Origin of the sequence: Streptomyces sp. NPDC007875, assembly GCF_042868035.1 — a bacterium.
Classification (GTDB): Bacteria; Actinomycetota; Actinomycetes; order Streptomycetales; family Streptomycetaceae; genus Streptomyces; species Streptomyces antimycoticus.
The window spans coordinates 493,473-519,600 of record NZ_JBIADZ010000004.1; the positions used below are offsets into that span (position 1 = coordinate 493,473).

The 26,128-nt window shown below is 71.9% G+C and carries 21 protein-coding genes; 8 read left to right on the forward strand and 13 right to left on the reverse strand.

The window, feature by feature from the left end; genetic code table 11:
* The first annotated feature begins 18 nt into the window (after positions 1–18).
* Together ACFYOY_RS11565 and ACFYOY_RS11570 are read left to right on the forward strand one after the other, a co-directional pair.
* Positions 19–1,662, forward strand: a complete 1,644-nt coding sequence (locus ACFYOY_RS11565; RefSeq protein WP_388586220.1) for a multicopper oxidase family protein — start codon at positions 19–21, stop codon at positions 1,660–1,662.
* A 129-nt stretch (positions 1,663–1,791) separates the two neighbouring features.
* Positions 1,792–3,546: an NAD+ synthase gene (locus ACFYOY_RS11570; protein WP_351899079.1), complete on the forward strand. Its 1,755-nt coding sequence runs from the start codon at positions 1,792–1,794 to the stop codon at positions 3,544–3,546.
* A 70-nt stretch (positions 3,547–3,616) separates the two neighbouring features.
* On the opposite strand, the gene ACFYOY_RS11575 is transcribed toward ACFYOY_RS11570, so the two are convergent.
* From ACFYOY_RS11575 to ACFYOY_RS11595, 5 genes are all read right to left on the reverse strand, one after another.
* Positions 3,617–4,435: an alpha/beta fold hydrolase gene (locus ACFYOY_RS11575; protein WP_351899073.1), complete on the reverse strand. Its 819-nt coding sequence runs from the start codon at positions 4,433–4,435 to the stop codon at positions 3,617–3,619.
* Between the two features lie 517 nt (positions 4,436–4,952).
* Positions 4,953–6,158 carry an MFS transporter gene (locus tag ACFYOY_RS11580; protein WP_351899067.1) on the reverse strand — a complete coding sequence of 402 codons (1,206 nt, stop codon included), beginning with the start codon at positions 6,156–6,158 and terminating at the stop codon, positions 4,953–4,955.
* 211 nt (positions 6,159–6,369) lie between these two features.
* The gene (locus tag ACFYOY_RS11585) at positions 6,370–7,395 is read right to left on the reverse strand and encodes an endonuclease/exonuclease/phosphatase family protein (protein WP_351899060.1); all 1,026 of its coding nucleotides are present in this window, start codon (positions 7,393–7,395) and stop codon (positions 6,370–6,372) included.
* 174 nt (positions 7,396–7,569) lie between these two features.
* A complete protein-coding gene (locus ACFYOY_RS11590; RefSeq protein ID WP_059143148.1) occupies positions 7,570–8,178 on the reverse strand; it encodes a TetR/AcrR family transcriptional regulator in 609 nt (202 codons plus the stop codon).
* The gene (locus ACFYOY_RS11595) at positions 8,175–9,800 is read right to left on the reverse strand and encodes an MFS transporter (protein ID WP_351899050.1); all 1,626 of its coding nucleotides are present in this window, start codon (positions 9,798–9,800) and stop codon (positions 8,175–8,177) included. Before ACFYOY_RS11595 ends, ACFYOY_RS11590 begins: the two co-directional genes overlap by 4 nt.
* A 220-nt stretch (positions 9,801–10,020) precedes the next feature.
* On the opposite strand from ACFYOY_RS11595, the gene panB reads away from it, so the two are divergent.
* From panB to ACFYOY_RS11610, 3 genes are all read left to right on the forward strand, one after another.
* Positions 10,021–10,881 (forward strand): 3-methyl-2-oxobutanoate hydroxymethyltransferase, encoded by an 861-nt coding sequence (gene panB, locus ACFYOY_RS11600; protein WP_351899045.1) that lies wholly within the window; start codon positions 10,021–10,023, stop codon positions 10,879–10,881.
* 132 nt (positions 10,882–11,013) lie between these two features.
* The gene (locus tag ACFYOY_RS11605) at positions 11,014–12,024 is read left to right on the forward strand and encodes an ATP-binding cassette domain-containing protein (protein WP_351899039.1); all 1,011 of its coding nucleotides are present in this window, start codon (positions 11,014–11,016) and stop codon (positions 12,022–12,024) included.
* Entirely contained in the window at positions 12,021–12,845 is an 825-nt protein-coding gene (locus ACFYOY_RS11610) for an ABC transporter permease (protein WP_351899033.1), read from the forward strand. The genes ACFYOY_RS11605 and ACFYOY_RS11610 overlap by 4 nt, the downstream gene beginning before the upstream one ends.
* A 121-nt stretch (positions 12,846–12,966) precedes the next feature.
* Here ACFYOY_RS11610 and ACFYOY_RS11615 read toward each other — a convergent pair whose 3' ends face one another.
* Positions 12,967–16,386: a BTAD domain-containing putative transcriptional regulator gene (locus tag ACFYOY_RS11615; protein WP_351899027.1), complete on the reverse strand. Its 3,420-nt coding sequence runs from the start codon at positions 16,384–16,386 to the stop codon at positions 12,967–12,969.
* 220 nt (positions 16,387–16,606) lie between these two features.
* Between ACFYOY_RS11615 and ACFYOY_RS11620 the strand changes: the two genes are divergently transcribed.
* Positions 16,607–17,404 carry a site-2 protease family protein gene (locus tag ACFYOY_RS11620; RefSeq protein ID WP_351899020.1) on the forward strand — a complete coding sequence of 266 codons (798 nt, stop codon included), beginning with the start codon at positions 16,607–16,609 and terminating at the stop codon, positions 17,402–17,404.
* Here ACFYOY_RS11620 and ACFYOY_RS11625 read toward each other — a convergent pair.
* The 6 genes from ACFYOY_RS11625 to ACFYOY_RS11650 all read right to left on the reverse strand — a co-directional run bounded on the left by ACFYOY_RS11625 (position 17,401) and on the right by ACFYOY_RS11650 (position 22,908).
* A complete protein-coding gene (locus ACFYOY_RS11625) occupies positions 17,401–17,622 on the reverse strand; it encodes a hypothetical protein (RefSeq protein ID WP_351899014.1) in 222 nt (73 codons plus the stop codon). The genes ACFYOY_RS11620 and ACFYOY_RS11625 overlap by 4 nt on opposite strands.
* A 103-nt stretch (positions 17,623–17,725) precedes the next feature.
* Entirely contained in the window at positions 17,726–18,463 is a 738-nt protein-coding gene (npdG, locus tag ACFYOY_RS11630) for an NADPH-dependent F420 reductase (protein WP_351899011.1), read from the reverse strand.
* 47 nt (positions 18,464–18,510) lie between these two features.
* Positions 18,511–19,494, reverse strand: a complete 984-nt coding sequence (locus ACFYOY_RS11635; protein WP_351899008.1) for a carbohydrate ABC transporter permease — start codon at positions 19,492–19,494, stop codon at positions 18,511–18,513.
* Positions 19,491–20,423: a carbohydrate ABC transporter permease gene (locus ACFYOY_RS11640; protein WP_388586231.1), complete on the reverse strand. Its 933-nt coding sequence runs from the start codon at positions 20,421–20,423 to the stop codon at positions 19,491–19,493. The genes ACFYOY_RS11635 and ACFYOY_RS11640 overlap by 4 nt, the downstream gene beginning before the upstream one ends.
* Positions 20,424–20,428: 5 nt before the next feature.
* A complete protein-coding gene (locus tag ACFYOY_RS11645; RefSeq protein WP_388586233.1) occupies positions 20,429–21,784 on the reverse strand; it encodes an ABC transporter substrate-binding protein in 1,356 nt (451 codons plus the stop codon).
* Entirely contained in the window at positions 21,781–22,908 is a 1,128-nt protein-coding gene (locus tag ACFYOY_RS11650) for a sialidase family protein (RefSeq protein WP_351898998.1), read from the reverse strand. Before ACFYOY_RS11650 ends, ACFYOY_RS11645 begins: the two co-directional genes overlap by 4 nt.
* Positions 22,909–23,169: 261 nt before the next feature.
* On the opposite strand from ACFYOY_RS11650, the gene ACFYOY_RS11655 reads away from it, so the two are divergent.
* Positions 23,170–23,775: a hypothetical protein gene (locus ACFYOY_RS11655; protein ID WP_351898996.1), complete on the forward strand. Its 606-nt coding sequence runs from the start codon at positions 23,170–23,172 to the stop codon at positions 23,773–23,775.
* A 450-nt stretch (positions 23,776–24,225) separates the two neighbouring features.
* A complete protein-coding gene (locus tag ACFYOY_RS11660; protein ID WP_388586236.1) occupies positions 24,226–25,545 on the forward strand; it encodes an MFS transporter in 1,320 nt (439 codons plus the stop codon).
* Positions 25,546–25,864: 319 nt separating this feature from the next.
* On the opposite strand, the gene ACFYOY_RS11665 is transcribed toward ACFYOY_RS11660, so the two are convergent.
* Complete coding sequence (locus tag ACFYOY_RS11665; protein ID WP_351898991.1) at positions 25,865–26,089, reverse strand: hypothetical protein; 225 nt, start codon at positions 26,087–26,089, stop codon at positions 25,865–25,867.
* Between the last annotated feature and the right edge of the window lie 39 nt (positions 26,090–26,128).

Below are 26,128 nucleotides of genomic sequence, written 5' to 3' on the forward strand. Positions count from 1 at the left end.
GCATTGGGGTACTGACTCATGCACGAAAAAACTCGCCGTGCCGTGCTCGGCACGGGCATCGCCGCCGCGGGCAGCGGTCTGCTCACGGCCTGTGGCTCCCCCGGCCCCCACCCCCGGGCCGCGGGCCACGACGGAATGGACAGCAACGCGATGGGCGCCCCCGCCCGGGCCGGCGCGCCCGCGGAGGACGCCCCGACGGAGTACATCTCCCCCCACGGCCCGGAGGTCGCCGCGGCCGAGCAGCGGCGGGGCCCCGGCCCGGTGCGGACGTTCCGGCTCACCGCCACCGCGACCACCCTGGACATCGGCGCCCGCAAGGTGGCGTCCTGGGCGTACGAGGACCAGGTGCCGGGCCGGGAGATCCGGGTGACCGCGGGCGACACGATCGCGCTCACCCTGGCCAACAACCTGCCGCAGTCCACCACGCTGCACTGGCACGGCATCCGGCTGCGCAACGACATGGACGGCGTCCCGGGGGTGACCCAGCGGCCGGTCAAGACCGGCGCCGCCTTCGACTACCGCTTCACCGCGTTCTACCCGGGCACCTACTGGGTCCATCCGCACTCGGGCGTCCAGCTCGACCGGGGGCTGTACGCACCGCTGATCGTGGAGGATCCCAAGGAGCCGCTGAAGTACGACAAGGAGTGGGTCGTCGTCCTCGACGACTGGCTCGACGGGGTGGGCGGCCGCACCCCGGACACGGAGCTCGAACGGCTGGGCGGCGGCAAGGGCGGCCACTCCATGGAGGACGGCGGCGAACGAGCCGCCAAGGGCGCGGCCAAAGGCACGGCCTCGGGCGCCTCGAAGCGCGCCGCGGCCCGGCACGCGGCGCGGAAGAAGGCCGCGCCCTCCGCGCCCATGGAGAGCGAGCTGCTGGGCGGCCACGCGGGCGATGTCACCTACCCGTACTACCTGGTCAACGGGCGCAGCCCGGAGTCCCCGCAGGTCTTCCGCGCCAAGCGCGGCGACCGGATCCGCATCCGCCTCATCAACGCGGGCGGCGACACCGCCTTCCGCGTCGCCCTCGGCGGCCACCGGATGACCGTCACCCACACCGACGGCTATCCCGTCGTACCGGCCAAGACGGACGCGCTGCTGCTGGGCATGGGCGAGCGCTACGACGTGCTGGTCACCGTCAAGGACGGGGTCTTCCCGCTCGCCGTCCTCGCCGAGGGCAAGGGGCGCTCCGCGATGGCGGTGCTGCGCACCCGCGGCAAGAGCCCCGTGAAGTTCCCGCGTCCCAAGGAGCTGGACGGTGAGCTGCTCACCGCGGACCGGCTGAAGGCGGCGGAGGACGTACGCCTGACGCCCAAGGAGCCCGACCGGATCATCCGGATGCGGCTCACCGGCTCGATGCGGCGCTACGACTGGGCGATCAACGGCCGGCCGTACGACCCCGCGCAGCGCTATCCGGTGCGGGCCGGTGAGCGGGTGCGGATCTCCTTCATCAACGGCACCGACATGTGGCATCCGATGCATCTGCACGGCCACACCTTCGGCCTGCCGGACGGCGGCCCCCGTAAGGACACCACGATCCTGCGGCCGCACCACAAGGTGAACGTGGATCTCGACGCCGACAATCCGGGGCTGTGGATGGTCCACTGCCACAACGTCTACCACTCGGAGTCCGGGATGATGACCATCCTCGGTTACCAGAAGTAGCCGCAGTGGCCGAGGAGGCCCGGCCCCGGAGGCGAAGGGGCCGGGCGGGATCCGCCCCGGCGCCGCCGTCCGGCGTGAGAAGGGAGACACCCCCGGCTATCGCGTCAGACAGACGATTACACTGGGCGCGTGCCTCAACTTCGCCTCGCTCTGAACCAGATCGACTCGACCGTCGGAGACCTCGACGGCAACACCGAGTCGATACTCCACTGGACCCGGCACTCCGCCGAGCAGGGCGCCCATCTGGTGGCGTTCCCCGAGATGGTGCTGACCGGCTACCCCGTCGAGGACCTGGCGCTGCGCTCGTCCTTCGTCGAGGCGTCGCGCGCGGCCCTGCACGCGCTCGCCGAGCGGCTGGACGCCGAGGGGCTGGGCGAGCTGCCGGTGGTCGTCGGCTATCTCGACCGCAGCGAGCGCGCCCGGCGCTACGGCCAGCCGGCCGGCTCACCGCAGAACGCGGGCGCCGTCCTGCACCGCGGCACGGTCGCCCTGACCTTCGCCAAGCACCATCTGCCGAACTACGGCGTCTTCGACGAGTTCCGCTATTTCGTGCCCGGCGACACCCTGCCCATGGTGCGCGTCCACGGCATCGACGTCGCGCTCGCCATCTGCGAGGACCTGTGGCAGGACGGCGGCCGGGTGCCGGCCAGCTGTTCGGCGGGGGCCGGGCTGTTGCTGTCGATCAACGCCTCGCCGTACGAGCGGGAGAAGGACGACACCCGGCTGGACCTGGTGCGCAAGCGGGCCCAGGAGGCGGGCTGCACCACCGCGTATCTGGCGATGATCGGCGGCCAGGACGAGCTGGTCTTCGACGGCGACTCGATCGTCGTGGACCGGGACGGCGAAGTCATCGCGCGCGCCCCGCAGTTCGCCGAGGGCTGTGTGCTGCTCGACCTCGAGCTGCCCGCCGCCGACCCGGACTCCGTGCCCGAGGGGGTCGTGGACGACGGGCTGCGCATCGACCATGTCACCCTCTCCGCCGACCCGCTGCCCCGATACGAGCCGGAGCTCGCGGGCGGCGAGGCCGAGCGGCTCGGCGACGACGAGGAGGTCTACACGGCGCTGGTCGTGGGGCTGCGGGCCTATGCGGCGAAGAACGGCTTCCGCAGTGTGCTGATCGGGCTCTCCGGCGGGATCGACTCCGCGCTGGTGGCCGCCATCGCCTGTGACGCGGTCGGCGCGCAGAACGTGTACGGCGTCGCGATGCCCTCGCGCTACTCCTCCGAGCACTCCGTCGCCGACGCCACCGAGCTGGCGCGGCGCACCGGGCTCAACTTCCGCACGGTCTCGATCGCCCCGATGTTCGACGCCTATATGGGCTCCCTGCAGCTCACCGGGCTGGCCGAGGAGAACCTGCAGTCGCGGCTGCGCGGCACGATGCTGATGGCGATCTCCAACCAGGAGGGCCATATCGTCCTCGCCCCGGGCAACAAGTCCGAGCTGGCCTGCGGCTACTCCACCCTCTACGGGGACTCGGTCGGCGCGTACGGCCCGATCAAGGACGTCTACAAGACGTCCGTCTTCCGCCTGGCGAAATGGCGTAACCGCGCGGCGGAAGAGCGGGGGCAGACCCCGCCCATCCCCGAGAACTCGATCACCAAGCCGCCGAGCGCCGAGCTGCGCCCCGGCCAGGTCGACACCGACTCGCTCCCCGACTACGAGATCCTCGACCGGATCCTAGAGCTGTACGTCGACCGTGACCAGGGGCGTCAGGACATCGTGGCGGCGGGGTACGACGATCCGCTGGTGACCCGGATCCTGCGGCTCGTGGACACCGCCGAGTACAAGCGCCGGCAGTACCCGCCGGGCACGAAGATCTCCGCGAAGGGCTTCGGCAAGGACCGCCGGCTGCCCATCACCAACCGCTGGCGCGAGCGCACCTGAGCCGGTGGGCGGGGCCCTGCTGCACGCCCCTGAGCGGGGCCCTGTGGGCTACGCCTGGGCGTAGCGGGGGCTACGTCTGGTCGTACTGGGGGCTACGTCTGGTCGTACTGGGCGTCCTGGGGTCCAGGAACGCCCTGATCAGCCCCAGCCACTCATCGGGCGCCTCCACGAACGGCAGGTGGCCGGACTCCAGCTCGGCGAAGCGCGCTCCGGGGATCGCGTCCGCCACCTGACGGTGGTGGTACGGCGTGGCCATCGTGTCCAGGGTCGTGGAGATCACCAGGGTGGGCACCCGGATCCGGCCCAGGTCCTCGCGGACGTCGACCCGGCCGACCAGTTCGACCTGGTCGATCGCGCCGGGCGGTACGGAGGCGCGGGCACCCTTGATCACCATGTCGAGCTGCTCGGGCGTCATCCGGTCCAGATAGGGCGCGCCCGCGCCGATGAGCGCCGCCCAGCGGGCGGCCGCCTCCTGGTCGTCCGAGCGCAGATGGCGCAGCCAGTCCTCGACCAGGAGCCGCATCCGGGCACTGGGGTGGGCGAAGGTCGCGGTGAGGACCAGAGCGGTGACCCGCTCCGGATGGCGGGTGGCGGCGCGCAGGGCGACCGGACCGCCGAGGGAGTATCCGGCGATGGCGAAGGTGTCCAGGCCCTGCTCGACGGCGGCGGCCACCAGCTGGTCGGCGAGGGTGTCCAGGTCCAGCGGCCCGCTCGCGCGCGGGGTGCGGCCGGAGCCGGGGTAGTCGGGGCCGACCACGCGGTGGCGCTCGGCGAGGCCGTCCAGGATCGGGCCGTAGTTTCCGTCGATGGAGCCGGTCCCGCCGTGGGCGAGCAGCAGCCCGGGGCCGGTGCCCCGGACGATGCGGGCCAGGGGTGAGGTGCTGGTCATCGGGTGGTGTCCTTCGTCTCGCGGCTGATGACCGGGACGCTAAAGCCTCACACCGATGTCAAAGTCAAGCGAGACGGGATCCGGGGCGCCCCGGCAACGGAAAAGGCCCTCGCCCGATGGCGGGGGCCTCGTCCCGGCCGCGATGCGCAAGGCGCTCTGAAGGGGCGCGGGGCTGTCTCGATATGCGGCTCCACCGCGGTGGCTCCACCGCGGGGCGAAACCAGCCACGACGGCGCCGCAGACGACCGACGGGGGCTCGGGCACCGGAGCGCTTACGGGGGTGTCCGGCGGACCACGCGGCGGAGCTGCATATCGATGCTTCCCCTCTCCCCGCCCCTTCCCGGAACTGGGACGGAGCCCACCGTGCGGCTCCACCGCACGGCAGGGACTCCACCGCGTGGCAGGCGCTCCGCCCCTGGGACCCCGGGGGCTGGGGCGGAGCCCCAGTTGTGGGAAGGGGCGGGGAGGGGAACAGCCCGCCGCAGGCGTCACGCCCCAGCGGAACGCTCAGCTCAGCTCAGCGCACCTCGGACATTTGCGGCATCGACTCGCTGCTCGCGACGACCCGCGAGCCGCTCGCCGGGGCCCGGTCGGTCAGCCCCGCGATCAGCGCGATCGCGAGACCGATCACCGCGAGCACCGCGCCGACCAGCGTCGGGGAGGTCCAGCCCCAGCCCGCCGCGATGGCGGCGCCGCCGAGCCACGCGCCACCGGCGTTGGCCAGGTTGAACGCGGAGTGGTTGGAGGCGGAGGCCAGCGTCGGGGCGTGCTGGGCCTTGTTCATCACCAGCATCTGCAGCGGGGTGGTGGTCATGAAGCCGACCGCGCCCAGCACCACGACCGACACCAGCGCCGCCCACTTCACATGCACCGTGAAGTCGAAGGCCACGAGCGTGACCGCGAGCGCCGCCAGCGAGCCGTAGAGCGTCGGCCGCAGCGCCCGGTCGGTCAGCGGACCGGCGATCAGGGCGCCCAGCGTCATGCCGATACCGAACAGCGCCAGCACCAGGGTGACCGTCGACTCACCGAACCCGGTGACCTCCGTCATCATCGAGGCGAGGTAGCTGTAGACGGCGAAGACGCCGGCGAAGCCGAAGACGGCGGTGAGCAGTCCCAGGATGACCTGCCGGTTACGCAGCGCGCCGAGCTCCTGGCGCAGGCCGCCGTGCTCCTCATGGGAGACCTGCGGGACGAGCCGGGCGAGGGCGGCCATGGCGACCACGCCGATCGCGGAGACCACCAGGAAGGTCGCGCGCCAGCCGAGGTTCTGGCCGAGCAGGGTGGCCACGGGGACACCGACGATATTGGCGATGGTCAGCCCGAGGAACATGGTGGCGACCGCGCGGGCCCGCCGGCCCTCGGACACCAGCCGCGAGGCAACCACCGCGCCGACGCCGAAGAACGCGCCGTGGGGCAGCCCGGCGAGCACTCGGCCCGCGATCAGCAGCCCGAAGTTGGGAGCGAGGGCGGAGGCGAGGTTGCCCACCGTGAAGAGCGCCATGAGCAACACGAGCATCCGCTTGCGCGGGATCCGGGAACCGAGGGCGGTCAGCAGTGGAGCGCCCACCACGACCCCGATGGCATAGGCGGAGACGAGGTATCCGGCCGTGGGCACCGAGGTGTCCAGATCGCCGGCGACATTGGGCAGCAAGCCCATCATCACGAACTCGGTAGTACCAATGCCGAAGGCGCTCACAGCAAGGGCGAGCAGGGCCAGGGGCATGAGAGACCTTTCAAACGAAGGAGAAACGTGCAGAGGATGCATATGTTCTCTAGCTGAACAAAGTCTCTCACGCCGGATGTTCCCGAGGAGATCCCCAAGATGAACAGGACGTAAGATCTCCCCGGATGGACCGTGAGCTGGGTCACCCGCCAGGGTTCATCCGACGGGGGTTCATCCGACTGGGTTCACCCGCCGGGGTTCATCCGCGGGCTCAGTAGTCGACCGACGCCGCCAGCGGAAGGTGATCGCTGCCGGTCTTGGGCAGCGCCCACGCCGAGACCGGATCCACGCCCCGCACCATGATCTGGTCGATCCGCGCCATCGGGAACGAGGCGGGCCAGCTGAAGCCGAAGCCGTCGCCCGCCGCGCCCTGGGCGGACCGCATCTGCGCGGTGACGGGGGCGAGCGCCCGGTCGTTCATGGTGCCGTTCAGATCGCCGAGCAGGATCACCTTGCGGAGCCGCTCCCGGGAGATGGCCTGGCCCAGCGCCTCGGCGCTGGCGTCGCGCTGCCCGGCGGTGAAGCCGGCGTTGAACTTCACCCGCACCGAGGGCAGATGGGCCACATAGACACCGACCTCACCGCGCGGTGTGGCGACGGTGGTGCGCAGCGCCCGTGTCCAGCCCAGCTTGATGTCCACCGGCTTGGTGCCGGACAGCGGGTACTTGCTCCACAGCCCCACCGTGCCCTGCACGGTGTGGTAGCGGTAAGTGCCCGCCAGGGCCCGCTCGTACGTGGGCACGGCCGCGCCCGTCAGCTCCTCCAGCGCCACCACATCGGCGCCCGAGCCGGCCACGTCCTCGGCGGTGCCCGTCGGGTCGGCGTTCTCCGCGTTGACGTTGTGGGTGACGACGGTCAGCTCACCGCCGCTGCCGGACTTGTCGGAGAACATCAGCCCGCCGAAGAGGTTCAGCCAGACGGCGACGGGCAGCACCAGCGCGAGCACGGCGCTCGCCGACCGCCGCACCAGGCCGAGCACCAGCAGCACCGGAAGGGCCAGGCCCAGCCACGGCAGGAAGGTCTCCAGCAGGGAGCCGAGGTTGCCCACCCGGTTGGGGATGTCGGCGTGGAAGATCATGACCAGGGCGAGCAGGATCGCGATCGCCGCCAGCACCAGTCCGCGCCGCCAGATGCCGCGATCGTTCCGGAGCCGGTCGAGCAGGCGGCCGATCCGGGAACCCGATCGCCCGGGCGCGTCCCCGGGCTGTCGTGTCTCCTGCGTGTACGCCTGCGTCATTCGTCGTCCCTCACTGCCTCAACTGCCGCGCCTTGGCTACGACCCTAGGTGATGACCAGGGCTTTTCCGGACGCCCCCGGGGGGCGTCTCCCGTCCGAGGACGTCGGGTCGGCGGCCGGGAGTTCCACACCCCGGCCCGGGAGGGGGTGTTGTGACACAACAGGCACAAACCGCTCAGCGGCGCGGAGAGACGCCTTCCAGGACCGTGTCGACGATCCGCTCGGCCAGCCCGTCGGGGAGTTCCTTCCACTCGTGGAGCATGGCGCGGGCGAGCATCGGGCCGGTGAAGAGATCGGCGAGCAGCTCCAGATCCACATCGGCACGGATCTCACCGCTCTCCCGACCCCGCCGCAGCACGGCGCGCAGGGTCGCGCGGCGGGCCGCTATGACATTCTCGTCGTAGGCCCGCCACAGCTCCTTGTGCGCGTGCATCTGGGTGATGACGCTGCGCAGCAGGGCGGAGTGGCGCTTGGCGAGCCCGCGGCGGCGCATGAACTCCAGGACGGTGACGAGGTCGTCGCGCACCGAGACCCCGGCCGGCTCGGGGCTGGGCTCCTCAAGGGAGCGCAGCACATCGAGCATCAGCGCGTCCTTACCGGGCCAGCGGCGGTAGACGGTGGCCTTGCCGACACCCGCCTCGCGGGCGATCCCCTCGATCGACAGTCCGCCGACCGAGGCGCCCTCCTCCAGCAGGCGCAGCGCGGCCTCGATGATCGCGGCGTCGGCGGCGGGGCTGCGGGGGCGGCCGCGGAGTTTGGGCGCGGAGCTCTCCGGTGCGGTCATCGGTCGGCCGACGCCTCCTTCCGCGGGCGCGGCCGCCCGCTGTCGGGTGCCTCGTCCGAGGCGCCCTTGCCGGGCAGGAAGGCCAGCACGACCAGCGCGCCGAAGAGGGCGACGCCCGCCGAGCCGAGGGCGGTGACATGCATGGCGTGGACGAAGGCGTCCTGCGCGGGGCCCACCAGCTCCTGGCCCCTGGGCCCCAGCTTCTCGGCCACCCCCAGGGTGGCCTCGACGGACTCGCCCGCCGAGTGCCGTACGGAGTCGGGCAGCCCGGGCACGGCGGCCAGGGTGTCCCGGATGCCCTCGCGGTAGGTGGAGGAGAGCACCGAGCCGAGCACGGCGACCCCGAGCGCGCCGCCGACCTGCCGGAAGGTGTTGTTGAGCGCCGAGCCGGAGCCGGCCTTCTGGCGCGGCAGCGCCTGCATGATCGCGGTGGTCACCGGCGGCATGATATGCGCCATTCCGGCGCCCTGGGCGAAGAACAGCAGCTCCAGCACGACGATCGGGGTGTCCACGCCCAGCAGCAGGAACCCCGACATGGTGGCGGCCACCAGCAGCATGCCGCCGGTGCACACCGCGCGGGCGCCGAACCGCTCGACGACCAGCCGGGCGCGCGGGGCGAAGATCAGCTGCGCCACGGCCAGCGGCAGGATCAGCAGCCCGGCTTCGAGCGCGCTGTAGCCTCGCACGCTCTGGGTGTAGAAGACCATGAAGAAGGTCACGCCCATGAGGGCGAAGAAGACCAGGGCGACGGCGCCGATGGCGGCGGAGAAGGCCGGGTTGCGGAAGTAGCCGATATCGATGGCCGGGTGGTGGCTGCGCTTCTCGTGCAGCACGAACAGGACCAGGACGGCGAACCCGGCGGCGATGGAGCCCAGCACCTGGGCGTCGGTGAAGTCGGCGAGCTGGCCGCCCTTGATGATGCCGTAGACGAGCAGCACGAGCCCGACGACGGACAGCAGCACGCCCGGTGGGTCGACCCGGCCGGGCGCGGGGTCCCTGGAGTCGGGGACGAGCAGCACCATCGCGATCAGTCCGACGATCACGATCGGCACATTGACGAAGAAGACCGAGCCCCACCAGAAGTGCTCCAGCAGCAGTCCGCCGGTGATCGGGCCGATGGCGATGGCCAGCCCCACCGCGGCGACCCAGATGCCGATGGCCTTGGCCTGTTCCTCGCGTTCGAAGACATTCACCAGGATGGCGAGGGTCGCGGGCATCACGAAGGCGGCACCCAGCCCCATGAGCGCACGGAAGCCGATGAGTTCACCGGGCGAACCGGAGAAGGCGGCGAGCACCGAGCCCGCGCCGAACACCACCATCCCGCCGAGCAGGACCTTCTTACGGCCGATCCGGTCGCCGAGGATCCCCGCGGTGAACAGCAGCCCGGCGAAGACCAGCGTGTAGGAGTTGATCGCCCACTCGAGCTGGCTCTGGGTGGCCCCGAGCCCGGTGGGCTTGGGAGAGGCGATGGTCTTCATCGCCACGTTGAGTATCGAGTTGTCGAGGACGACCACCAGGACGCTGAACATCAGGACGACGAGGATCGCCCAGCGTCTGCGGTAGATCGCCTCGGGGACGCCGGACCCGTCCGGGGCGCCCTGGGTGCTGGATGGGGAGGCCATGCCGCCCAGGCTAGGCCTTACGATACGAGACCGTATCGTATTGGAAGATCTTTGCGAGGCTTTTGGCCGACGGCCCGGAGAAAGGGCCCGCGGAAAGGTGGTCAAGGCCACCGCCCGCGGGATCCGGGCCCACTTTCGCCCCGGCAGGAGCCGTGCCAGCATGGGGTTGGTCCGGGGACGCCGTCAGGGCGCCTCGAGATGATGAACAGGAGCCGTAGCGATGACGCACGTCAGTCCTGCGCAGAAGCAGTCCGAGAAGGCCCTCTACGGGGGCACGAGCTCCCGCCGCATCACCGTCCGTGACATCGCGGCCGCCAAGGAGCGCGCCGAGAAGTGGCCGATGCTCACCGCCTACGACGCGATGACCGCGTCCGTCTTCGACCAGGCGGGCATCCCGGTGCTACTGGTCGGCGACTCGATGGGCAACTGCCACCTGGGCTACGAGTCCACCGTCCCCGTCACCATGGACGAGATCGCGCTGCTCTCCGCCGCCGTGGTCCGCGGCACCCGGCGCGCCCTCGTCGTCGGCGACCTGCCCTTCGGCTCCTACCAGGAGGGCCCGGTGCAGGCGCTGCGCAACGCCACCCGCCTGGTCAAGGAGGCGGGCGTGGGCGCCGTGAAGCTGGAGGGCGGGGAGCGCTCCGCCCATCAGATCGAGCTGCTGGTCCAGTCCGGCATCCCGGTCATGGCGCATGTGGGCCTGACCCCGCAGTCCGTCAACGCCTACGGCGGCTATCCGGTCCAGGGGCGCGGCGAGGAGGCGGCCCAGCAGCTGCTGCGGGACGCCAAGGCGGTGCAGGACGCGGGCGCCTTCGCGGTCGTCCTGGAGCTGGTCCCGGCCGAGCTGGCCGCCGAGGTGACCCGCTCGCTGCACATCCCCACCATCGGCATCGGCGCCGGGTCCGCGTGCGACGCCCAGGTCCTGGTGTGGACCGACATGGCGGGCATGACGGACGGCCGGGTGCCGCGCTTCGTCAAGCAGTACGCACAGCTGCGCCAGGGCCTGGGCGACGCGGCGCGGGCCTTCGCGGAGGACGTCGTCGGCGGGGCCTACCCCGCCGAGGAGCACTCCTTCCACTAGGCACCACGAGTCACTGGCCACCAGGCACCCCGAGCCACTGCGGTACAACGACAGCCCGCCGATCTTCCCCCGTCGGCGGGCTGTCTGCCGCTTGTCGGCGGTCTGTCGGCGGCGGCTGTCATCCTGGGCGGCATGACGCGGGAACAGAGGATCAGGGACGGCAACGCCGTCGAAGTTCGGGGGCTGGTCAAGCACTTCGGTGACACCAAGGCCGTCGACGGAGTGGATCTGGACGTGCCGGAGGGCACCGTCCTGGGTGTGCTCGGCCCCAACGGCGCCGGTAAGACGACACTTGTCCGCTGTCTGTCCACCCTGCTGGTGCCGGACGCCGGCACCGCGGTGGTGGCCGGGTACGACGTGGTGCGCCAGCCCCGGCAGTTGCGCCGCACCATCGGGCTGACCGGGCAGTACGCCTCGGTCGACGAGAAGCTCCCCGGCTGGGAGAACCTCTACATGATCGGGCGGCTGCTCGATCTCTCCCGCAAGGAGGCCCGTGCGCGGGCGGACGCCCTGCTCGAGCGGTTCTCGCTCACCGAGGCCGGCAAGCGACGCGTGCGCACCTACTCCGGCGGTATGCGCCGCCGGCTCGACCTGGCCGCGTCCATGATCGGCCGGCCCTCGGTCCTCTATCTGGACGAGCCGACGACCGGTCTGGACCCGCACTCCCGCAACGAGGTGTGGGACGAGGTCAGGCGGATGGTCACCGAGGGGGCCACCGTGCTGCTCACCACCCAGTACATGGAGGAGGCCGAGCAGCTCGCCGACAACCTGACGGTGATCGACCGGGGCAGGGTCATCGCCGAGGGCCGGGTGCACGAGCTCAAGGCCAAGATCGGCGGCCGCACCCTGCAGATCCGTCCGTCCGACCCCGGCGAGGTGCACCGCATGGTCGGCGCCATCACCCAGGCGGGTCTCGACGGCATCGGCGGCGCGACCGCCGACGTGGAGGAGGGCCAGGTCAGTGTGCCCATCGCCAGCGACGAGCAGCTCACCGCCTTGATCGGTCTGCTCAGTGAGCGCGGTTTCGCGATCGCCGGGATCGACACCCATATGCCCAGCCTGGACGAGGTCTTCCTGGCCATCACCGGCCGGAAGGCGTCCGCACCGCAGGACCACAAGACGCTGGAAGAGGTCGCCGCGTGAGTACGGCCACGATGACCGCGCCCGTGCGGGGAAAGAGCGACGGCCGGATCGGCCCCCGCGCCAATCTGCGCCACATCGGCGCGCTGGTGCGGCGCAACGCCCTGCAGATCAGGTACGAACCGTTCGCGATGTTCGACGCCCTGGCGATGCCGATCGTCTTCGCGCTGCTGTTCACCTATGTCTTCGGCGGCGCGATGACGGGCGGCAACCGCTCCGAGTACGTCAACTACTTCATCCCCGGCCTGATGGCGATGGGCGGGCTCAACATCGCGATGTCGATCGGCAGCGGCGTCAATGACGACTTCAACAAGGGCGTCATGGACCGCTTCCGGACGCTGCCGATCGCCCGCTCCTCGGTGCTGATCGCCAAGCTGGTCGTGGAGTGCGGCCGGATGCTGGTGTCCACCATCATCCTGCTGATCATGGGCTTCATCATGGGCTTCGAGCTCAAGACCGGGCCGCTGGAGCTGCTGGCCGCGGTGGCGCTGGCCGTGCTCTTCGGATCCTCGCTGACCTGGATCTTCATGCTGCTGGGCATGTCGCTGCCCACCCCGCAGGCGGTCAGCGGCATGGGCTTCCTGGTGATAATGCCCCTGCAGTTCGGCTCGTCCATCTTCGCCCCGACCGCCACCATGCCGGACTGGCTGCGGTCCTTCACCGAGTACAACCCGCTGTCCCGGCTCGCGGACGCCGCACGGGCGCTGACCAGCGGCCATGGCGCGATAGCCGAACCGGTGACGGTGACCCTGAGCTGGACGGTGGCCATCACGGTGCTCGTGGCGCCGCTCGCGGTGCGCAAGTTCCGCAACAAGACGACCTGACGGTCCACGGTCTCGAGCCACCGGCCGGGCGCACCCTACGGGGGGGGGCGCCCGGCCGGCCGTCGTGGCTCACTCCCCGTCCTTCCTTCCCCGTCCTTTCCCGACCTGCTCACCGGCCCGCTCAGACCAGCGCGACGGCCTCGTCCAGGGTGAGGCCGCTGCCCTCGGCGCGGGTCCGCTCGTACGCGGCGTCCCCGAGCCCGGCCCGCACCGCGGCCTCGGTCCGCTCCCGGCGCGCCCGCTCACTGGCGGAGATCCGGTACTGCTGGGGATCGCGCAGCGCGTCGTACGCCCCCACCAGCCGCGCCGCGGTTCCGGCCCGTTCCGCGCCACCGAGGCCGCTCAGTGCCTCGGCCGCGGTCAGCAGATGTGTCACCTGGAGGAACGGCGCGACCATCTCCGTCATCCGGCCGGCGGTCTTCGCCAGCGCACCGCGCACGGTCACCAGGGCCTCGCCCGGCCGTCCCTCCAGCAGGTCCAGCCAGGCCAGCATCCCCTCCACCATGCCCTCGAACATGCGCAGCGCCCGGTTCTCGAACTCCCCGCGCAAGGTGACCAGAAGGGTCCGCGCCTCGGCGAGGCGGCCCGTGGTGCCGTAGCGCTGCGCCAGGTGGATCCGGGCGTACGACAGCGCCTCGGCGCCCACATGCTGCCCCTGCTCGACCACCTCGCGCAGCATCCGCTCGCCCTCGGCGGCCTTCTCCTCGTCCCCGAACTCCATGAACAGCCCGGCCAGCCGGGACCGGAGGTACAGCACCTGATCATGGGCTCCGAGCTCCTGGGCGCAGCGGATCGCCGCGCGGTAGTCCGCGGCCGCGGCCGCGCCCTCGCCGCGCTTCTCCCAGGTCTCGCCGCGGCCGGCCAGCGCCTCCGCCTCGCCCCATACGTCACCGAGCCTGCGGAAGATCGCCAGGCTTTCGTCGGCGTCGCGGGTCGCGCCCTGGTGCTCGCGGCTCCGCTCCCGGTAGATCTTGGCGCGCAGCTGGAGGGTGAACGCCAGCTCCCATGCGTAGTCCAGCTCCCGGCAGGTGCGCACCGCCTCGTCGGTCATCTCCCGCAGCAGCACGAAGTCCCCCTTGAGGATCACCGCGAAGAACCACAGGGTGCCCGGGAGACGGCAGGTCTGGGGCAGCCCCGGCCGGTAGGCGGAGACGATGCCCTCCAACTCGCGCTGGGAGTCGTCGCCCACCATGGCCTGGAGGTCGCCGTCGATGTTGGCCAGCGCGTACAGCCGCACGCCCCGCCGCGCCTCCGCCAGCAGCTCGGGCTCCATCGGCGGCGGGGCGGCCGTGCAGCTGACGTACAGCGGCGGCGCGGGGACCACGGGCGGTGCGAAGGGGCTCGGCCCGAGGTCGGCCGCGGCGGTCGCCCAATGGCGTGCCTCGCCGCGGTGGCCGCGCAGATGCCAGAACCAGCCGAGCGAGAGCACCAGGCACAGCGCCTCCTGCTCGTCGCGGGCGGCCACGGCCCGGCGCAGCGCGGTGCGCAGATTCTCGTGCTCCGTCTCCAGCCGGACCAGCCAGTGGCGCTGCGCGGGGCCGCGCAGCAGCGGATCGGCGGTACGGGCCAGCTCCCGGTAGGCGACCAGATGGCGCTGTTCGACCGCGGCCCGCTCACCGGACTCGTCCAGCCGCTCCGCCGCGTACTCGGCGACGGTCTCCAGCAGCCGGTACCGCATCTCCCCGTCCGTCCCGGGCTCCGGTCCGGGCGCGGTGACGACCAGCGATTTATCGACAAGGGAGCCGAGCAGCGCGGCCACATCGCGGGGCTCCACGGCCCCGGTGCGCCCGGCGCGCTGTTCGTGTTCCGCGCGCTCTACGTCTTCTGCGCCTTTTGCGCCTTCTTCGGGGTATCCGCGCACCGCCTCGGCCGCGTCCGCGCACACCGCCTCCGCCTCGGTCAGACCGCAGCCGCCGGCGAAGACGGACAGCCGGGCGAGCACGGTGCGTTCGGGGGCGTCGAGCAGGTCCCAGGACCAGTCGACGACGGCTCGCAGGGTCTGCTGGCGGGGCAGCGCCGTGCGGCTGCCGCTGGTCAGGAGGCGGAAACGGTCGTCGAGGCGGTCGGCGAGCTGCCGTGGGGTGAGCAGCCGCAGCCGCGCCGCGGCCAGTTCGATCGCCAGGGGCAGTCCGTCGAGGCGCCGGCAGATCTCGGCGCACGCGGCCGGATCGTCCTCGGTACGGAAACCGGGCCGGGCCGCCGCGCCCCGGTCCTGGAGCAGCCGCAGCGCGACGGGGTCGGGCAGCGGCTCCACGGGACGCACCAACTCGCCCGGGACGGCGAGGGGTTCGCGGCTGGTGGCCAGGATCGTGACCCCGGGACACTGGGCCAGCAGGGACTCGGCGAGGTGGGCCGCGGCCGCGACGAGGTGTTCGCAGTTGTCGAGCACGATCAGCATCCGGCGCGGGGCGCAGTGCTCGATGAGCCGGGCGCGCGGATCGCGCACGGCCGGGTCGGTCGCGGCGCGCAGCCCTTCGGGCGACGTGCCGAGGAGGACCGTCTCGCGCCCCCCGACCGCGCTGAGCACCGTCTCCGGAACGGTCTCGGGGTCGTCGACGGGCGCGAGCTCGGCCAGCCACACCCCGTCCGGCCAGTCGGGCGCGAACGATTCGGCGGCCTCCTGCGACAGCCGCGTCTTCCCGGCGCCGCCGGGCCCGAGGAGGGTGATCAGCCGGTGGCCGGACAGATCGCCGCGCAGGGTCGCCAGATCGGCCTCGCGGCCGACGAAGCTGGTCAGCCGGGCCCGTAGATTGCCACCGCCGGTACGGACGGGGGCGGGGCGCGGCGGAACGGGGCCGGGCGGTACGGGAGAGCCCTCATCGGCCGCCGCCAGCAGCTCGGCGTACAGCCCCCGCAGCTCCGGCCCCGGATCGGCGCCCAGCCGCTCGGCGATCTCCGTACGGATCACCTCGTACGCGGCCAGCGCCTCCGCCACCCGCCCCACGTCCCGCAGGGCGCGGATGCGCAGCGCGTGCAGCGGCTCGTCCAGGGGGTGGCCGTCGCAGAGCCCGGTGAGCGCGGGGAGGGCCTGGGCGGGGCGGCCGAGGGCGAGGTCGGCGGCGAGCCGGGCGCGCCGCGCGTCCAGCCGTCGCGCCTCGGCGCGGGCGGCGGGCGCGGTGGCGTCGGGCAGATCGCTGAGCGCCGGCCCGCGCCACAGCGCGAGGGCGGCGTCGAGCAGATCGACGGCCTTGGCCGGATCGCCGTCGGCGAGGGCGTGGGCGCCCTCCTCCGCGAGCCGCTCGAAGCGGTGCAGATCGACGTCGTCGGGGTCGGCGCTCAGCCGGTATCCGCCCGGAACGGACTCCACGGCGTCCTTGCCGAGCGCCCGCCGCAGCCGTCCGACCAGCGCCTGCAGCGCGCCGTGCCCGTCGGCGGGCGGATCGGTGACCCAGATCTCCCCGATGAGCGCCCCGGTGGTCCGCGCCTGCCCGGGCGCCAGCGCGAGCGCCGCCAGCAGCGCACGCAGCCGCGCCCCGCCGACGTCCACGGGGGTGCCGTCGTCGTGGCGGGCCTGGGTGGTGCCGAGGATGCCGTAGCGCACGGCCCCATTCTGATGGATGCCCGTCTCCCGGCCGACCGCGCCTGCCCCGGCCGTTCTCCCGTTGACCCCGGCCCGGCCATTCTCCGGTTTCGCCTGCCCCGGCCGTTTCCCCGTTTCCCCTGGCCCGGCGGTTCTCCCGTTTACCCTGGCCCGGAACTGCGCGCCCCCTGTTCGACGTTTCCCCCTCAGCGCTCACCAGCCCGTATGGAGACCCCACTCGATGACCACCGCCATCAGCCGCCGCGAGCGGCGCATCAGCCCCGTCTTCCTCGGACTGTCCGCGATCATGGTCGTGTCCGCGTGGGCGGTGTGGACGGAGTACTCCGCGAGCCCCGGCTTCGCCGTCTTCCTGTTCGTCGTCTCCGGCTGGGTCGTCTCCCTGTGCCTGCATGAGTACGCCCATGCGCGCACCGCACTGCACGGCGGGGATCTGTCGATCGGCGCGAAGGGCTATCTGACCCTCAACCCGCTGAAGTACACGCATGTGGCGCTGAGCATCGTGCTGCCCGTGGTCTTCGTGATCATGGGCGGGATCGGGCTGCCGGGCGGGGCGGTGTTCATCGAGCGGCACCGGATCCAGGGCCGCTGGAAGCACAGCCTGATCTCGGCCGCGGGCCCACTGACGAACGTGCTGTTCGCGGCCGCGCTGACCGCCCCCTTCTGGCTCGACGCCACGGACCAGGTGCCCGAGCTCTTCCGCTTCGCCCTCGCCTTCCTGGCGTTGCTGCAGGTCACGGCGGCGATTTTGAACTTCCTGCCGGTGCCGGGACTGGACGGCTACGGGGTGATCGAGCCCTGGCTGTCGCACCGCATCCGGCGCCAGGTCGAGCCGTACGCACCGTTCGGGCTGCTCGCGGTCTTCGGGATCCTGTGGATACCCGAGGTCAACGAGGCGTTCTTCGGGGCGATCGACGCGGTGATGCGGGCCCTGGGCGTATCGGAGTGGGACACCTACTGGGGCCAGGAGTTCTTCCGCTTCTGGCAGGGCGAGCCCGATATCCCCCGCCTCGACTTCTAGGCCCTGCCCGGTGGCCTCAGCCCCGTGGCGCTCGTGCTCTCCCGGTCGGCCGCGCGGTCGGCCCGGGCCTTGCGGACGTAGTACCAGGCCATATTGGACGAGATACCGGCGACCAGGATCCAGACGATCCCGAGCCAGCTCCCCCGCGCGAAGGACACGACGGCCGCGGCGATCGCGAGGACGCAGACGGCCAGGGTGCAGAGGGCGAGGCGGGGCATGGGGTCGGCTCCTGTCGGGGGGTGTGGCACTCCCCGACATTGTCCCCCATGCACCGCCGCGAGGGCGGGGCGCCCCGGATGTGCCGGTCGGGCGGCGGCGCCCTCAGACGTCGGTGACGCGCAGGCCCGCATGGGCCTTGTAGCGGCGGTTGACCGAGATCAGATTGGCCACCAGGGACTCCACCTGGTGGGCGTTGCGCAGCCGGCCCGCGAAGACGCCGCGCATGCCGGGGATGCGGGCCGCGAGCGCCTGGACCAGGTCGGTGTCGGCGCGCGACTCGCCCAGGACCATCACATCGGTGTCGATCTGCTCGACCTCGGGGTCCTGCAGCAGTACGGCCGACAGGTGGTGGAAGGCCGCGGTGACCCGCGAGTCCGGCAGCAGGGCGGCGGCCTGCTCGGCGGCGCTGCCCTCCTCCGGCGTCAGGGCGTACGCGCCCTTCTTGTCGAAGCCCAGCGGGTTGACGCAGTCGATGACCAGCTTGCCGCTGAGCTCCTCGCGCAGCGAGTCCAGCGTCTTGGCGTGGCCGTCCCACGGGACCGCGACGATGACGATGTCGCTGCGGCGCGAGCACTCGGCGTTGTCCGCGCCCTCGATGCCGAGCTCCGCGCCGCCCAGCTCCCGCGCCGCGGTCTGCGCGCGCTCGGCGGCGCGCGAGCCGATGATCACCTTCTGGCCGGCCCTGGCCAGCCGGTAGGCGAGGCCGCGGCCCTGGTCGCCGGTGCCGCCCAGGACGCCGACGGTCAGGCCGGACACATCGGGGAGGTCCCAGGGGTCCTTGGCGGGGGCCTTCTTCGCGGGGGCGTCGGACGCGGAGTTCGTGGCATCAGGGGTAGTCATGACAGTGATCCTGTCACGCACCGCGGCCACCTTCATGGTGACGTCTCTTACGCTTTGACACTCCCCTCCGTCAGCCCTGTGCGCCAGTACCTCTGGAGTACGCCCATCAGCACCATCAGCGGCAGGACGGACAGGAACGCCCCGCCGACCGTGTACTGGTACAGCTCCGGCTGCCGGTCCGCGTACCCCTGCCAGGACGTCAGGCCGAGCTGGATCGGGTAGAGATCGGAGTCGGAGAGCATGACCAGCGGCAGAAAGAAGTTGTTCCAGATGTGCACGAACTGGAACAGGAAGACGGTGACCAGCGCCGGGGTCATCAGCCGCAGCCCCAGCGTGGAGAAGATCCGGGCCTCCCCCGCGCCGTCGATCCGCGCCGCCTCCAGGAGGGAGTCCGGGACGGCGGCGGCCGCGTAGATCCGGCACAGATAGACCCCGAAGGGGCTGACGATGCTGGGGATCAGTACGGCCCAGTAGGTGTTGGCCAGGCCGATCTCGCTGAAGAGGAGATAGAGCGGGAGGGCGAGCGCCGTGCCCGGGATCAGTACTCCGGCCAGGATGACGTTGAAGATGCCCTCCCGGCCGGGGAAGCGGAACTTCGCCAGGGCGTAGCCGGCGGCGGCCGACAGCAGGGTGGCGGCGAGCGCGCCGACGCCCGCGTACATCAGGCTGTTGGCGAACCACCGGACGTAGATGCCGTCGTCGTAGGTGAGCACCCGGTGCAGATAGTCGAGCGGGTGCGGGTCATGGAACCAGAAGCCGAAGGTGCCGAAGAGATCGCTGCTGGACTTGGTGGAGGAGACGACGAGCCAGTAGACGGGGGTCAGGAAGTAGATGGCGGCGACGGTGAGCAGCGAGACGGTGATGATCCGGTGCCGCAAGGGGGGTTCCGTCCCCACCCGGCCCCTCGCCGCGCGGCGGCCCGCACCGGGCCGATCACCGGGCGGGACCGCCTCGGGCCGCCCCTGACCGGGTGCGACCTCGTCCGCGGGCTCGCTCGCGACCGCGCCCGCCAGGTCGTTCGCCTCGTTCATCCGTTGTCGCCGTCCTTCCCCCGCCGGCCCACGAGTCTCAGGAATCCGAAGGACAGCACGCAGGCGACGAGGGCGAGCAGGACCGCCTCGGCCGCCGCGATGTGCTGGTTGTTGCTGGTGAACGCCTCGTTGTAGGCGGCCAGGTTGGGGGTGTAGCCGGAGTCGATGGAGTTGCTCAGCGGTTTGAGCACCTTGGGTTCGGCGAAGAGCTGCAGGGTGCCGATGAGGCTGAAGACGGTGGTGAGCACGAGCGCGGGGCGGATCAGGGGGAGTTTGATGTGCCGGGCCACCTGCCAGGCATTGGCCCCGTCGATCCGCGCCGCCTCGTACAGCTCTCCGGGTACGGCCTTGAGCTGGGCGATCAGCACCAGCATGTTGTAGCCGGTGAACTGCCAGGTGACGATGTTGGCGATGGACCACAGGACCGCCCCGCGGCCCAGGAAGTCCACGTCCCAGCCCATCGAATCGGCCATCTCCACCAGTGGGCTGATCCCGGGGACATAGAGGAAGCCCCACAGGATCGACGCGATCACACCGGGCACGCCGTACGGCAGGAAGAAGGCGGTCCGGAAGAAGCCGACCCAGCGCGCCGAGGCCGCGTCGAGCAGCAGCGCGAGCGCGGTGGCGAACGCGATCATCAACGGGATCTGGACGGCGCCGAAGAGCAGCACCCGTCCGAAGCCCGCCGTGAACCGGTCGTCCTCCAGGGCGTGGGCGTAGTTGGACAGGCCCGCCCACACCTGCTTGGTCTCCCCGCCGAGGCCGAGCGGTCCGGTGCGCTCGACCTTCAGCAGGCTCTCGTAGAGGGCGTAGGCGATGGGGGCGATGAAGCACAGCAGGAAGAGCGCGAGGAAGGGCAGCAGGAACCCGGACGCCGCCCGGGCGCTGCGTGCCTCGGTCCTGGTGAGGCGGCGGGGGGCTCCTCTCATCCGCCTCACCCGGCCTTCACCTGGAGGCCCTTTTCCTTCAGATCGGTGATCGTCTGGCTCTGCACCTTCTTCAGCACGGAGCGGAAGTCGGACCCGTCCCCGATGGCCGCCGTGAAGGCGTCGCCGAGCCGCTGGTAGAGGGTGTCGGTGGCGGGGCCCCACTTCCAGCTGGTGTCCACGCCCTTGCTCGCCTCGTCGAAGACCTTGCTGTACTCCTGGCCGCCGAAGAAGTCCTTGTGCACATCGAGCTGGGAGGTGGTGTAGCCCTGCTTGGCGCCCGGGGTGCCATAGCCGTTCTCGATCAGGAGCTTGATCGACTCGGGGTCGGTGTTGAGCCAGATCGCGAAGGCCAGCGCGTCCTTGGGGTACTTGCTCTTGGCGAAGACCGCGGTGGTGGAACCGCCCCAGTTGGCGTAGGCGGCATCGCCCTTCTTCCACTGCGGCATGGGCACCACGCGCCATTTGCCCGCGGTCTTGGGGGCGTTGCCCACCAGCAGGGCGTCGCCCCAGCTGGCGCCGAGCCAGGAGGCCATGTCGCCGGTCTGGACATCCTTGTACCAGGCGTTCTGCCGGTCCGGGATGGTCTTGATCAGCTTCTGGCGGACCAGTCCGTACCAGTAGTCGGCGACCTTACGGGTGGGCTCGTCGTCGATGGAGACGGTCCAGGTGTCGCCCTCGGTGCCGAACCAGCGCGCCCCGGCCTGCCAGGCGAGCCCCGCGAAGCGGTTGCCGTTGGTGGCCGAGAAGGTCTCGATCCAGGCGCCCTTCTTACGGATCGCGGTGGCCGCCGCCTCGTACTCGTCCCAGGTGGCGGGCGGCTCTATGCCCCACTTCTCGAAGAGGTCCTGACGGATGAACAGGCCCATCGGACCGGACGCCTGCGGTACGGCGTAGACGGCCTTGCCGAAGACGGACTGCTGCCACTGCCAGCCGATGAACTTGTCCTTGTGGTCGGCGACCCCGTACTTGGTCAGGTCAAGCAGCCCGTTGTCGACGAGGAAGCTGGGCACGACCGGGTACTCGATCTGGCCGAGGTCCGGCGGATTGCCCGCCTTGATGGCGGCGTGCATCTTGGCGTACTGGGCGCCGTCGACGGCCGAGACCTTCTCGACCTTGACCCGCACCTCGGGGTTCTTGCTGTTCCACAGGGCGACGGGCTTGTCGATGCCCGGGACCCAGGACCAGAAGGTCAGGGTGATCTTCTCGCCCTTCTTGCGGCCCTTGGGGTCCCCGCCCCCGTCGTCGTCCGAGCCGCAGCCCGCGAGGGCGAACCCGGCCGCCGCGGCGGCCGCACCGCCGAGGACGGCGCGGCGCGGCGCGCCGGACATCCAGGTGTTCCCGTTTCTTGCGGTATCGCTCATACCAGCTCCTCCATCGGAATGCGCCGGAATGTGATGGTCGAGTAGGCGCTGAAGTCGCCGGTCTCGTAGAGCAGTCCGACCGTGGCGTCCTCGAGTCGGACCAGGTCGGAGTAGGCGGCGGGCAGACCGTTCACGGTGTGCGTGGGCCGCCAGGTGACACCGCCGTCATGGCTGGTGCGGACCGTCATCAGCGCCCGGTACGCGGGGTCGGCGGGGCCGGAGAAGAGCAGCGCGTCCGGCTCGCCGAGGTGCAGCACACTGCCCTCGACCACGGGGGCGACCAGACCGGCCTGCGGCCGGAAGGGGAGGTCCAGGGTGGCGCCGCCGTCGCCGGAGTGGGCGTCGGCGCGGGTGCCGGGCGCGGTCGCGTCGGTGCGGGTGTTGAAGTAGACGCGGCCGTCGGGGAGTTGGGCGGCGGTGGTCTCGTTGACGTTGACGTAGCCGTCGGGGTTGTCGTCCACGTACCCGATCCGCCAGGTGGCGCCGTCGTCGTCGCTGAGCAGATCGTGTCCGCCGTTGTACCGCCCCTCGGTGCCGTCGTCGCCGGGGACGCTCGGGGGCAGGGAGTGGTTGCCGGGGATGACGATCCGGCCCGCGTGGGGGCCGTACCGGAGCTGGAGGGCATGGCCCGGGGTGGTGGCGTACCAGCGCCATTCGGGCCGCTTGGTGCTCGCGGTGATCTCGCGGGCCTCGCTCCAGCTCACGCCGTCGTCATCGCTGTACGTCAGCCACACCCGCCGCCCGTCGGCCGGGCTCACCTCGCCGCGCCGGATCCGGTCCTCGGTGGCGGAGGCGGCGCTGCGGACGTGTACCAGCAGGACGCGGCCGTCGTGGGGGCCGCCGTCGAGGACGACGGGGGCGGGGTTGCCCGCCGTTCCGTCGCCGTTGCGGGCGACGACCTGTAAGGCGCCCCAGGTCCGTCCGCCGTCGGCGGACCGCTTGAGCACGAGGTCGATATGGCCGTCGTCGGCGGAGGAGTTCACCCTGCCTTCGGCGAAGGCGAGGAGCGTTCCGGCGTGGGTCAGCACCACTGCCGGGATCCGGTAGCTCGCATAGCCCTCGGTCCCCGCCCGGAACGGAACGGACACCTCGTACGAGCGTGCCGCCCCCGCGCCGACTGCCATCAGACCTCCCGATGCCCCGTCGCAATCGAGTGCCGAGTCAGAAAAATGGGACGTAGGACGTCCCTTGTGTGCGGCGACCTTAGGGTTTGCCTTACAGAGCGTCAAGAGACGGCGCATGAACAGTTGGAGACGGGAACGGAGGGCGTGTGGGCGCCGGGCGCGGCACGGGTCTACGGCATGCCCGCCGCATATGCCCCGAACGGGTGAGCCGGGATCGAATCGCGCCCGCCGGGGCGCGGGCCGCGGCAGGATGCGGATGCCATGGACGCCGTAAGGGTTGCACTGCTGCGCGAGGTCCTCGCCGGAACCGAATGGCTCCAGGCCACCCGCCGCTTCGCGGGCTCGCTACGGGCCTCGGTCGGACCGCGTGAGGGCGGACTGCTGCTGGTCGGCAGCGAGAGATACGAACCGTGGCATCTGGCCGCGCATCTCGACGACGAGGCGGCCTGGTCCGGACTGCCCGAGCTGTCCCCCACGCTCGTCCGCCACCGGGTGCCGGAGGGCGCCGCCGTCCCCGCGCATCTGGCGGTCGGGCTGGGGCGGCTGGAGCGGGCGGGCCGCGGGGAGACCCTGCTGGTGGTCGCGCCGGGCGACCCCGGGTCCGGGCTGCTGGAGCGGGTCAACGACGCCCGCCGGGGCGGGGCCACCGTGCTCGCCCTCGACGGCGGCGACGCCGAGCTGCACGCCCTGGCCCATGACGCGCTCTCCGCCCCCGAGGGCGGCGAGCTCGACCTCGACACCCTCCAGCACCTGGTCAGCGCGGCCACCGGCGAAAACAGCCTGCCGCGTCCCGGCCGCCGCCGCTTCCAGGACCGGCTGGCCCGGCTGGCGGAGCACTTGGCGGCGCCTCCGCCGACGCATTGGTGAGGGGGCTTGGGGTTTCGGGGCTGGTGAGCGCGCCCTGCGATGCGGGCTGGTGACGGCGCGATGCGGGCCGTAGGCGCCCGCACGGTCCGTAAGGCGTACACGCCGCCCGTGAGGCGTACGCTGCCGCCTGCAAGACGCCGCTCAGGCCGTAAGGCGCCGCTCGGCGAAACGCTGCTCGGTCCGTAGGGCGCTGCACGGACCGTAACGCAGCCACGGCCCATGAGGCGCCCGCGCGGGCCGTAAGGCGTACACGCCGCCTGTAAGGCACCGCTCGGGCCGTAAGGCGGCCTCGGCCCATGAGGGCCCGCGCGGCCCGTAGGGCTCACACCACCCGGCACCGCGCGACAGCGCTCGACACCGCTCGGCCGTGAGGCGGCCACGGCCAGTCGGCGTCCCACGGGCCGTAATTCGGTTGCCCCGCTTCGCCGCCCGGCCGGACGATGTCGCCTCGTGACCCTGACCGACCAGGACGACCCCCCGGCGCGCCGCGCGCCGCGTTCCCGCGCGCTGTTGCCCGATCTCGCGCCCTGGCACTCCTCCCGCGACTTCCGGCTGCTGTGGACCGCGGGGCTGGTGACCGCCTTCGGCAGCTTCCTGACGATGGTGGCGCTGCCGCTGCAGATCAAGGAGTTGACCGGCTCCGCCGCCGCGGTCGGCGCGATCGGGGCGGTCGAGCTGGTGCCCCTGATCGTCTTCGGGCTGTACGGCGGTGCGCTGGCCGACTCCGTCGACCGGCGGCGGCTGATCCTGCTCACCGAGGCGGGGCTCGGGCTGCTCGCCGCGCTGCTGCTGGTCAACAGCCTGCTGCCGGATCCCATGCTGTGGCCGCTGTATGTCGTGGCCGCGCTGGCCAGTGCGCTGACCGGGCTGCAGCGCCCCGCCATCGACGCGGTGGTGGCCCGGATCGTCCCGCACGCCCAGCTGACCGCGGCCGCCGCGCTCAACGCGCTGCGCTGGCAGCTGTCCGCGATCGCGGGGCCCTCACTCGCCGGGGTCGTCGTGGCGTACGCCGGGCTGCCGCTCGCCTACGGCCTCGATCTGCTGACCTTCCTCGTCTCCGGGCTCCTGGCCCTCCGGCTGGCCTCCGCACCGCCCGCGCACGACGCCGAGCCGCCCTCGCTGCGCGCGATCGGCGAGGGCGCGCGCTACGCCTGGCGGCGCAAGGAGCTGCTGGGCACGTACGCGGTGGACATGGCCGCCATGTTCTTCGCCTTCCCGAACGCGATCTTCCCCTTCCTCGCCGACGATCTGGACGCGCCCTGGGCGCTGGGCCTGATGTACGCGGCGGGTTCGATCGGCTCGGTGGTGGTCAGCGCGACCAGCGGCTGGACGTCCCGGGTGCACCGCCACGGCCGGATGGTGGTCGCGGGCGCGGCCGTCTGGGGCCTGGCCATGGCGGCGGCCGGATGGCTGTCCAACGTCTGGCTGGTGCTGCTGTGCCTGGCGGTGGCGGGCGGCGGGGACATGGTCAGCGGGCTGTTCCGCGCCACGCTGTGGAACCAGACGATTCCCGAGAAGCTGCGCGGCCGGCTGGCCGGTATCGAGCTGCTCTCCTACGCCACCGGCCCCCAGCTGGGCCAGGTCCGGGCCGGGTCGATGGCGGGCTGGGTGGGCGTACGGGCCTCGGTGTGGTCCGGCGGGCTTGCCTGTGTGGCCTCGGTCGGCCTGCTGGCCCTGGCACTGCCCCGGCTGATGGCCTACGACGCCCGCACGGACGAACACGCCCGCCAAGCGCGCGAGGCGCGCGAGCTCCGCCCCGCCACTGGCTGATCACCGGGCGCCGGGCCGATTCCCGGCGCGCCGCCACTCCTCGTTGCGCTCACGCGCCGTCTCCATCGCGCGGCGGCCTCCTCCGGGGAACCGTACGGACCGAGGCGGTCGGCGGCTCGGCACTCCGAGCCGGGCTGATTCCTCGGCACCCCGCACCGGGGAAGCCCTCCGCAGCCGGGGAAGGCCCGCGGCCGGGCAAGGCCCGCGCCCGCTCACGGCACCCAGCAAGGCTCCCGGCACCCGAGACGGCTGACGGCACCCGGGAAGGCCGACGGCGCCCGCTCGCGGCACCCGAGAAAGCCCCCGCCCCCAGGGCGACTCAGCCCGTCGCCGGGGGCTCGTCGTCGCGCCAGCGCGGGTCGTTCCGCCACTCCTCATTGCGCTCGCGCGCGGTCTCCATCGCGCGGGCGGCCTCCTCCGGGGAGGCGTACGGGCCGAGGCGGTCGGCGGCGCGGCACTCCGGGCCCTCCTCGACCTTTTGGTGCCGGATGCAGTAGTACCACTCACCGGGCTTGCCGGCGGTTCCTCTCTTGAACAGCGCCATCCCGGCCTCCGGCCTCCGCTCGTTCCCCAGTGGCCCGAA

Coding starts and splice junctions, on each gene's coding strand:
- ACFYOY_RS11565 (WP_388586220.1), top strand. CDS start 19: ATGCACGAAAAAACTCGCCGTGCCGTGCTCGGCACGGGCATCGCCGCC.
- ACFYOY_RS11575 (WP_351899073.1), bottom strand. CDS start 4,435: ATGACCAGCACCTCACCCCTGGCCCGCATCGTCCGGGGCACCGGCCCC.
- ACFYOY_RS11580 (WP_351899067.1), bottom strand. CDS start 6,158: ATGCCCCTGGCCCTGCTCGCCCTTGCTGTGAGCGCCTTCGGCATTGGT.
- ACFYOY_RS11585 (WP_351899060.1), bottom strand. CDS start 7,395: ATGACGCAGGCGTACACGCAGGAGACACGACAGCCCGGGGACGCGCCC.
- ACFYOY_RS11590 (WP_059143148.1), bottom strand. CDS start 8,178: ATGACCGCACCGGAGAGCTCCGCGCCCAAACTCCGCGGCCGCCCCCGC.
- ACFYOY_RS11595 (WP_351899050.1), bottom strand. CDS start 9,800: ATGGCCTCCCCATCCAGCACCCAGGGCGCCCCGGACGGGTCCGGCGTC.
- panB (WP_351899045.1), top strand. CDS start 10,021: ATGACGCACGTCAGTCCTGCGCAGAAGCAGTCCGAGAAGGCCCTCTAC.
- ACFYOY_RS11605 (WP_351899039.1), top strand. CDS start 11,014: ATGACGCGGGAACAGAGGATCAGGGACGGCAACGCCGTCGAAGTTCGG.
- ACFYOY_RS11620 (WP_351899020.1), top strand. CDS start 16,607: ATGACCACCGCCATCAGCCGCCGCGAGCGGCGCATCAGCCCCGTCTTC.
- ACFYOY_RS11625 (WP_351899014.1), bottom strand. CDS start 17,622: ATGCCCCGCCTCGCCCTCTGCACCCTGGCCGTCTGCGTCCTCGCGATC.
- npdG (WP_351899011.1), bottom strand. CDS start 18,463: ATGACTACCCCTGATGCCACGAACTCCGCGTCCGACGCCCCCGCGAAG.
- ACFYOY_RS11635 (WP_351899008.1), bottom strand. CDS start 19,494: ATGAACGAGGCGAACGACCTGGCGGGCGCGGTCGCGAGCGAGCCCGCG.
- ACFYOY_RS11640 (WP_388586231.1), bottom strand. CDS start 20,423: ATGAGAGGAGCCCCCCGCCGCCTCACCAGGACCGAGGCACGCAGCGCC.
- ACFYOY_RS11645 (WP_388586233.1), bottom strand. CDS start 21,784: ATGAGCGATACCGCAAGAAACGGGAACACCTGGATGTCCGGCGCGCCG.
- ACFYOY_RS11650 (WP_351898998.1), bottom strand. CDS start 22,908: ATGGCAGTCGGCGCGGGGGCGGCACGCTCGTACGAGGTGTCCGTTCCG.
- ACFYOY_RS11655 (WP_351898996.1), top strand. CDS start 23,170: ATGGACGCCGTAAGGGTTGCACTGCTGCGCGAGGTCCTCGCCGGAACC.
- ACFYOY_RS11665 (WP_351898991.1), bottom strand. CDS start 26,089: ATGGCGCTGTTCAAGAGAGGAACCGCCGGCAAGCCCGGTGAGTGGTAC.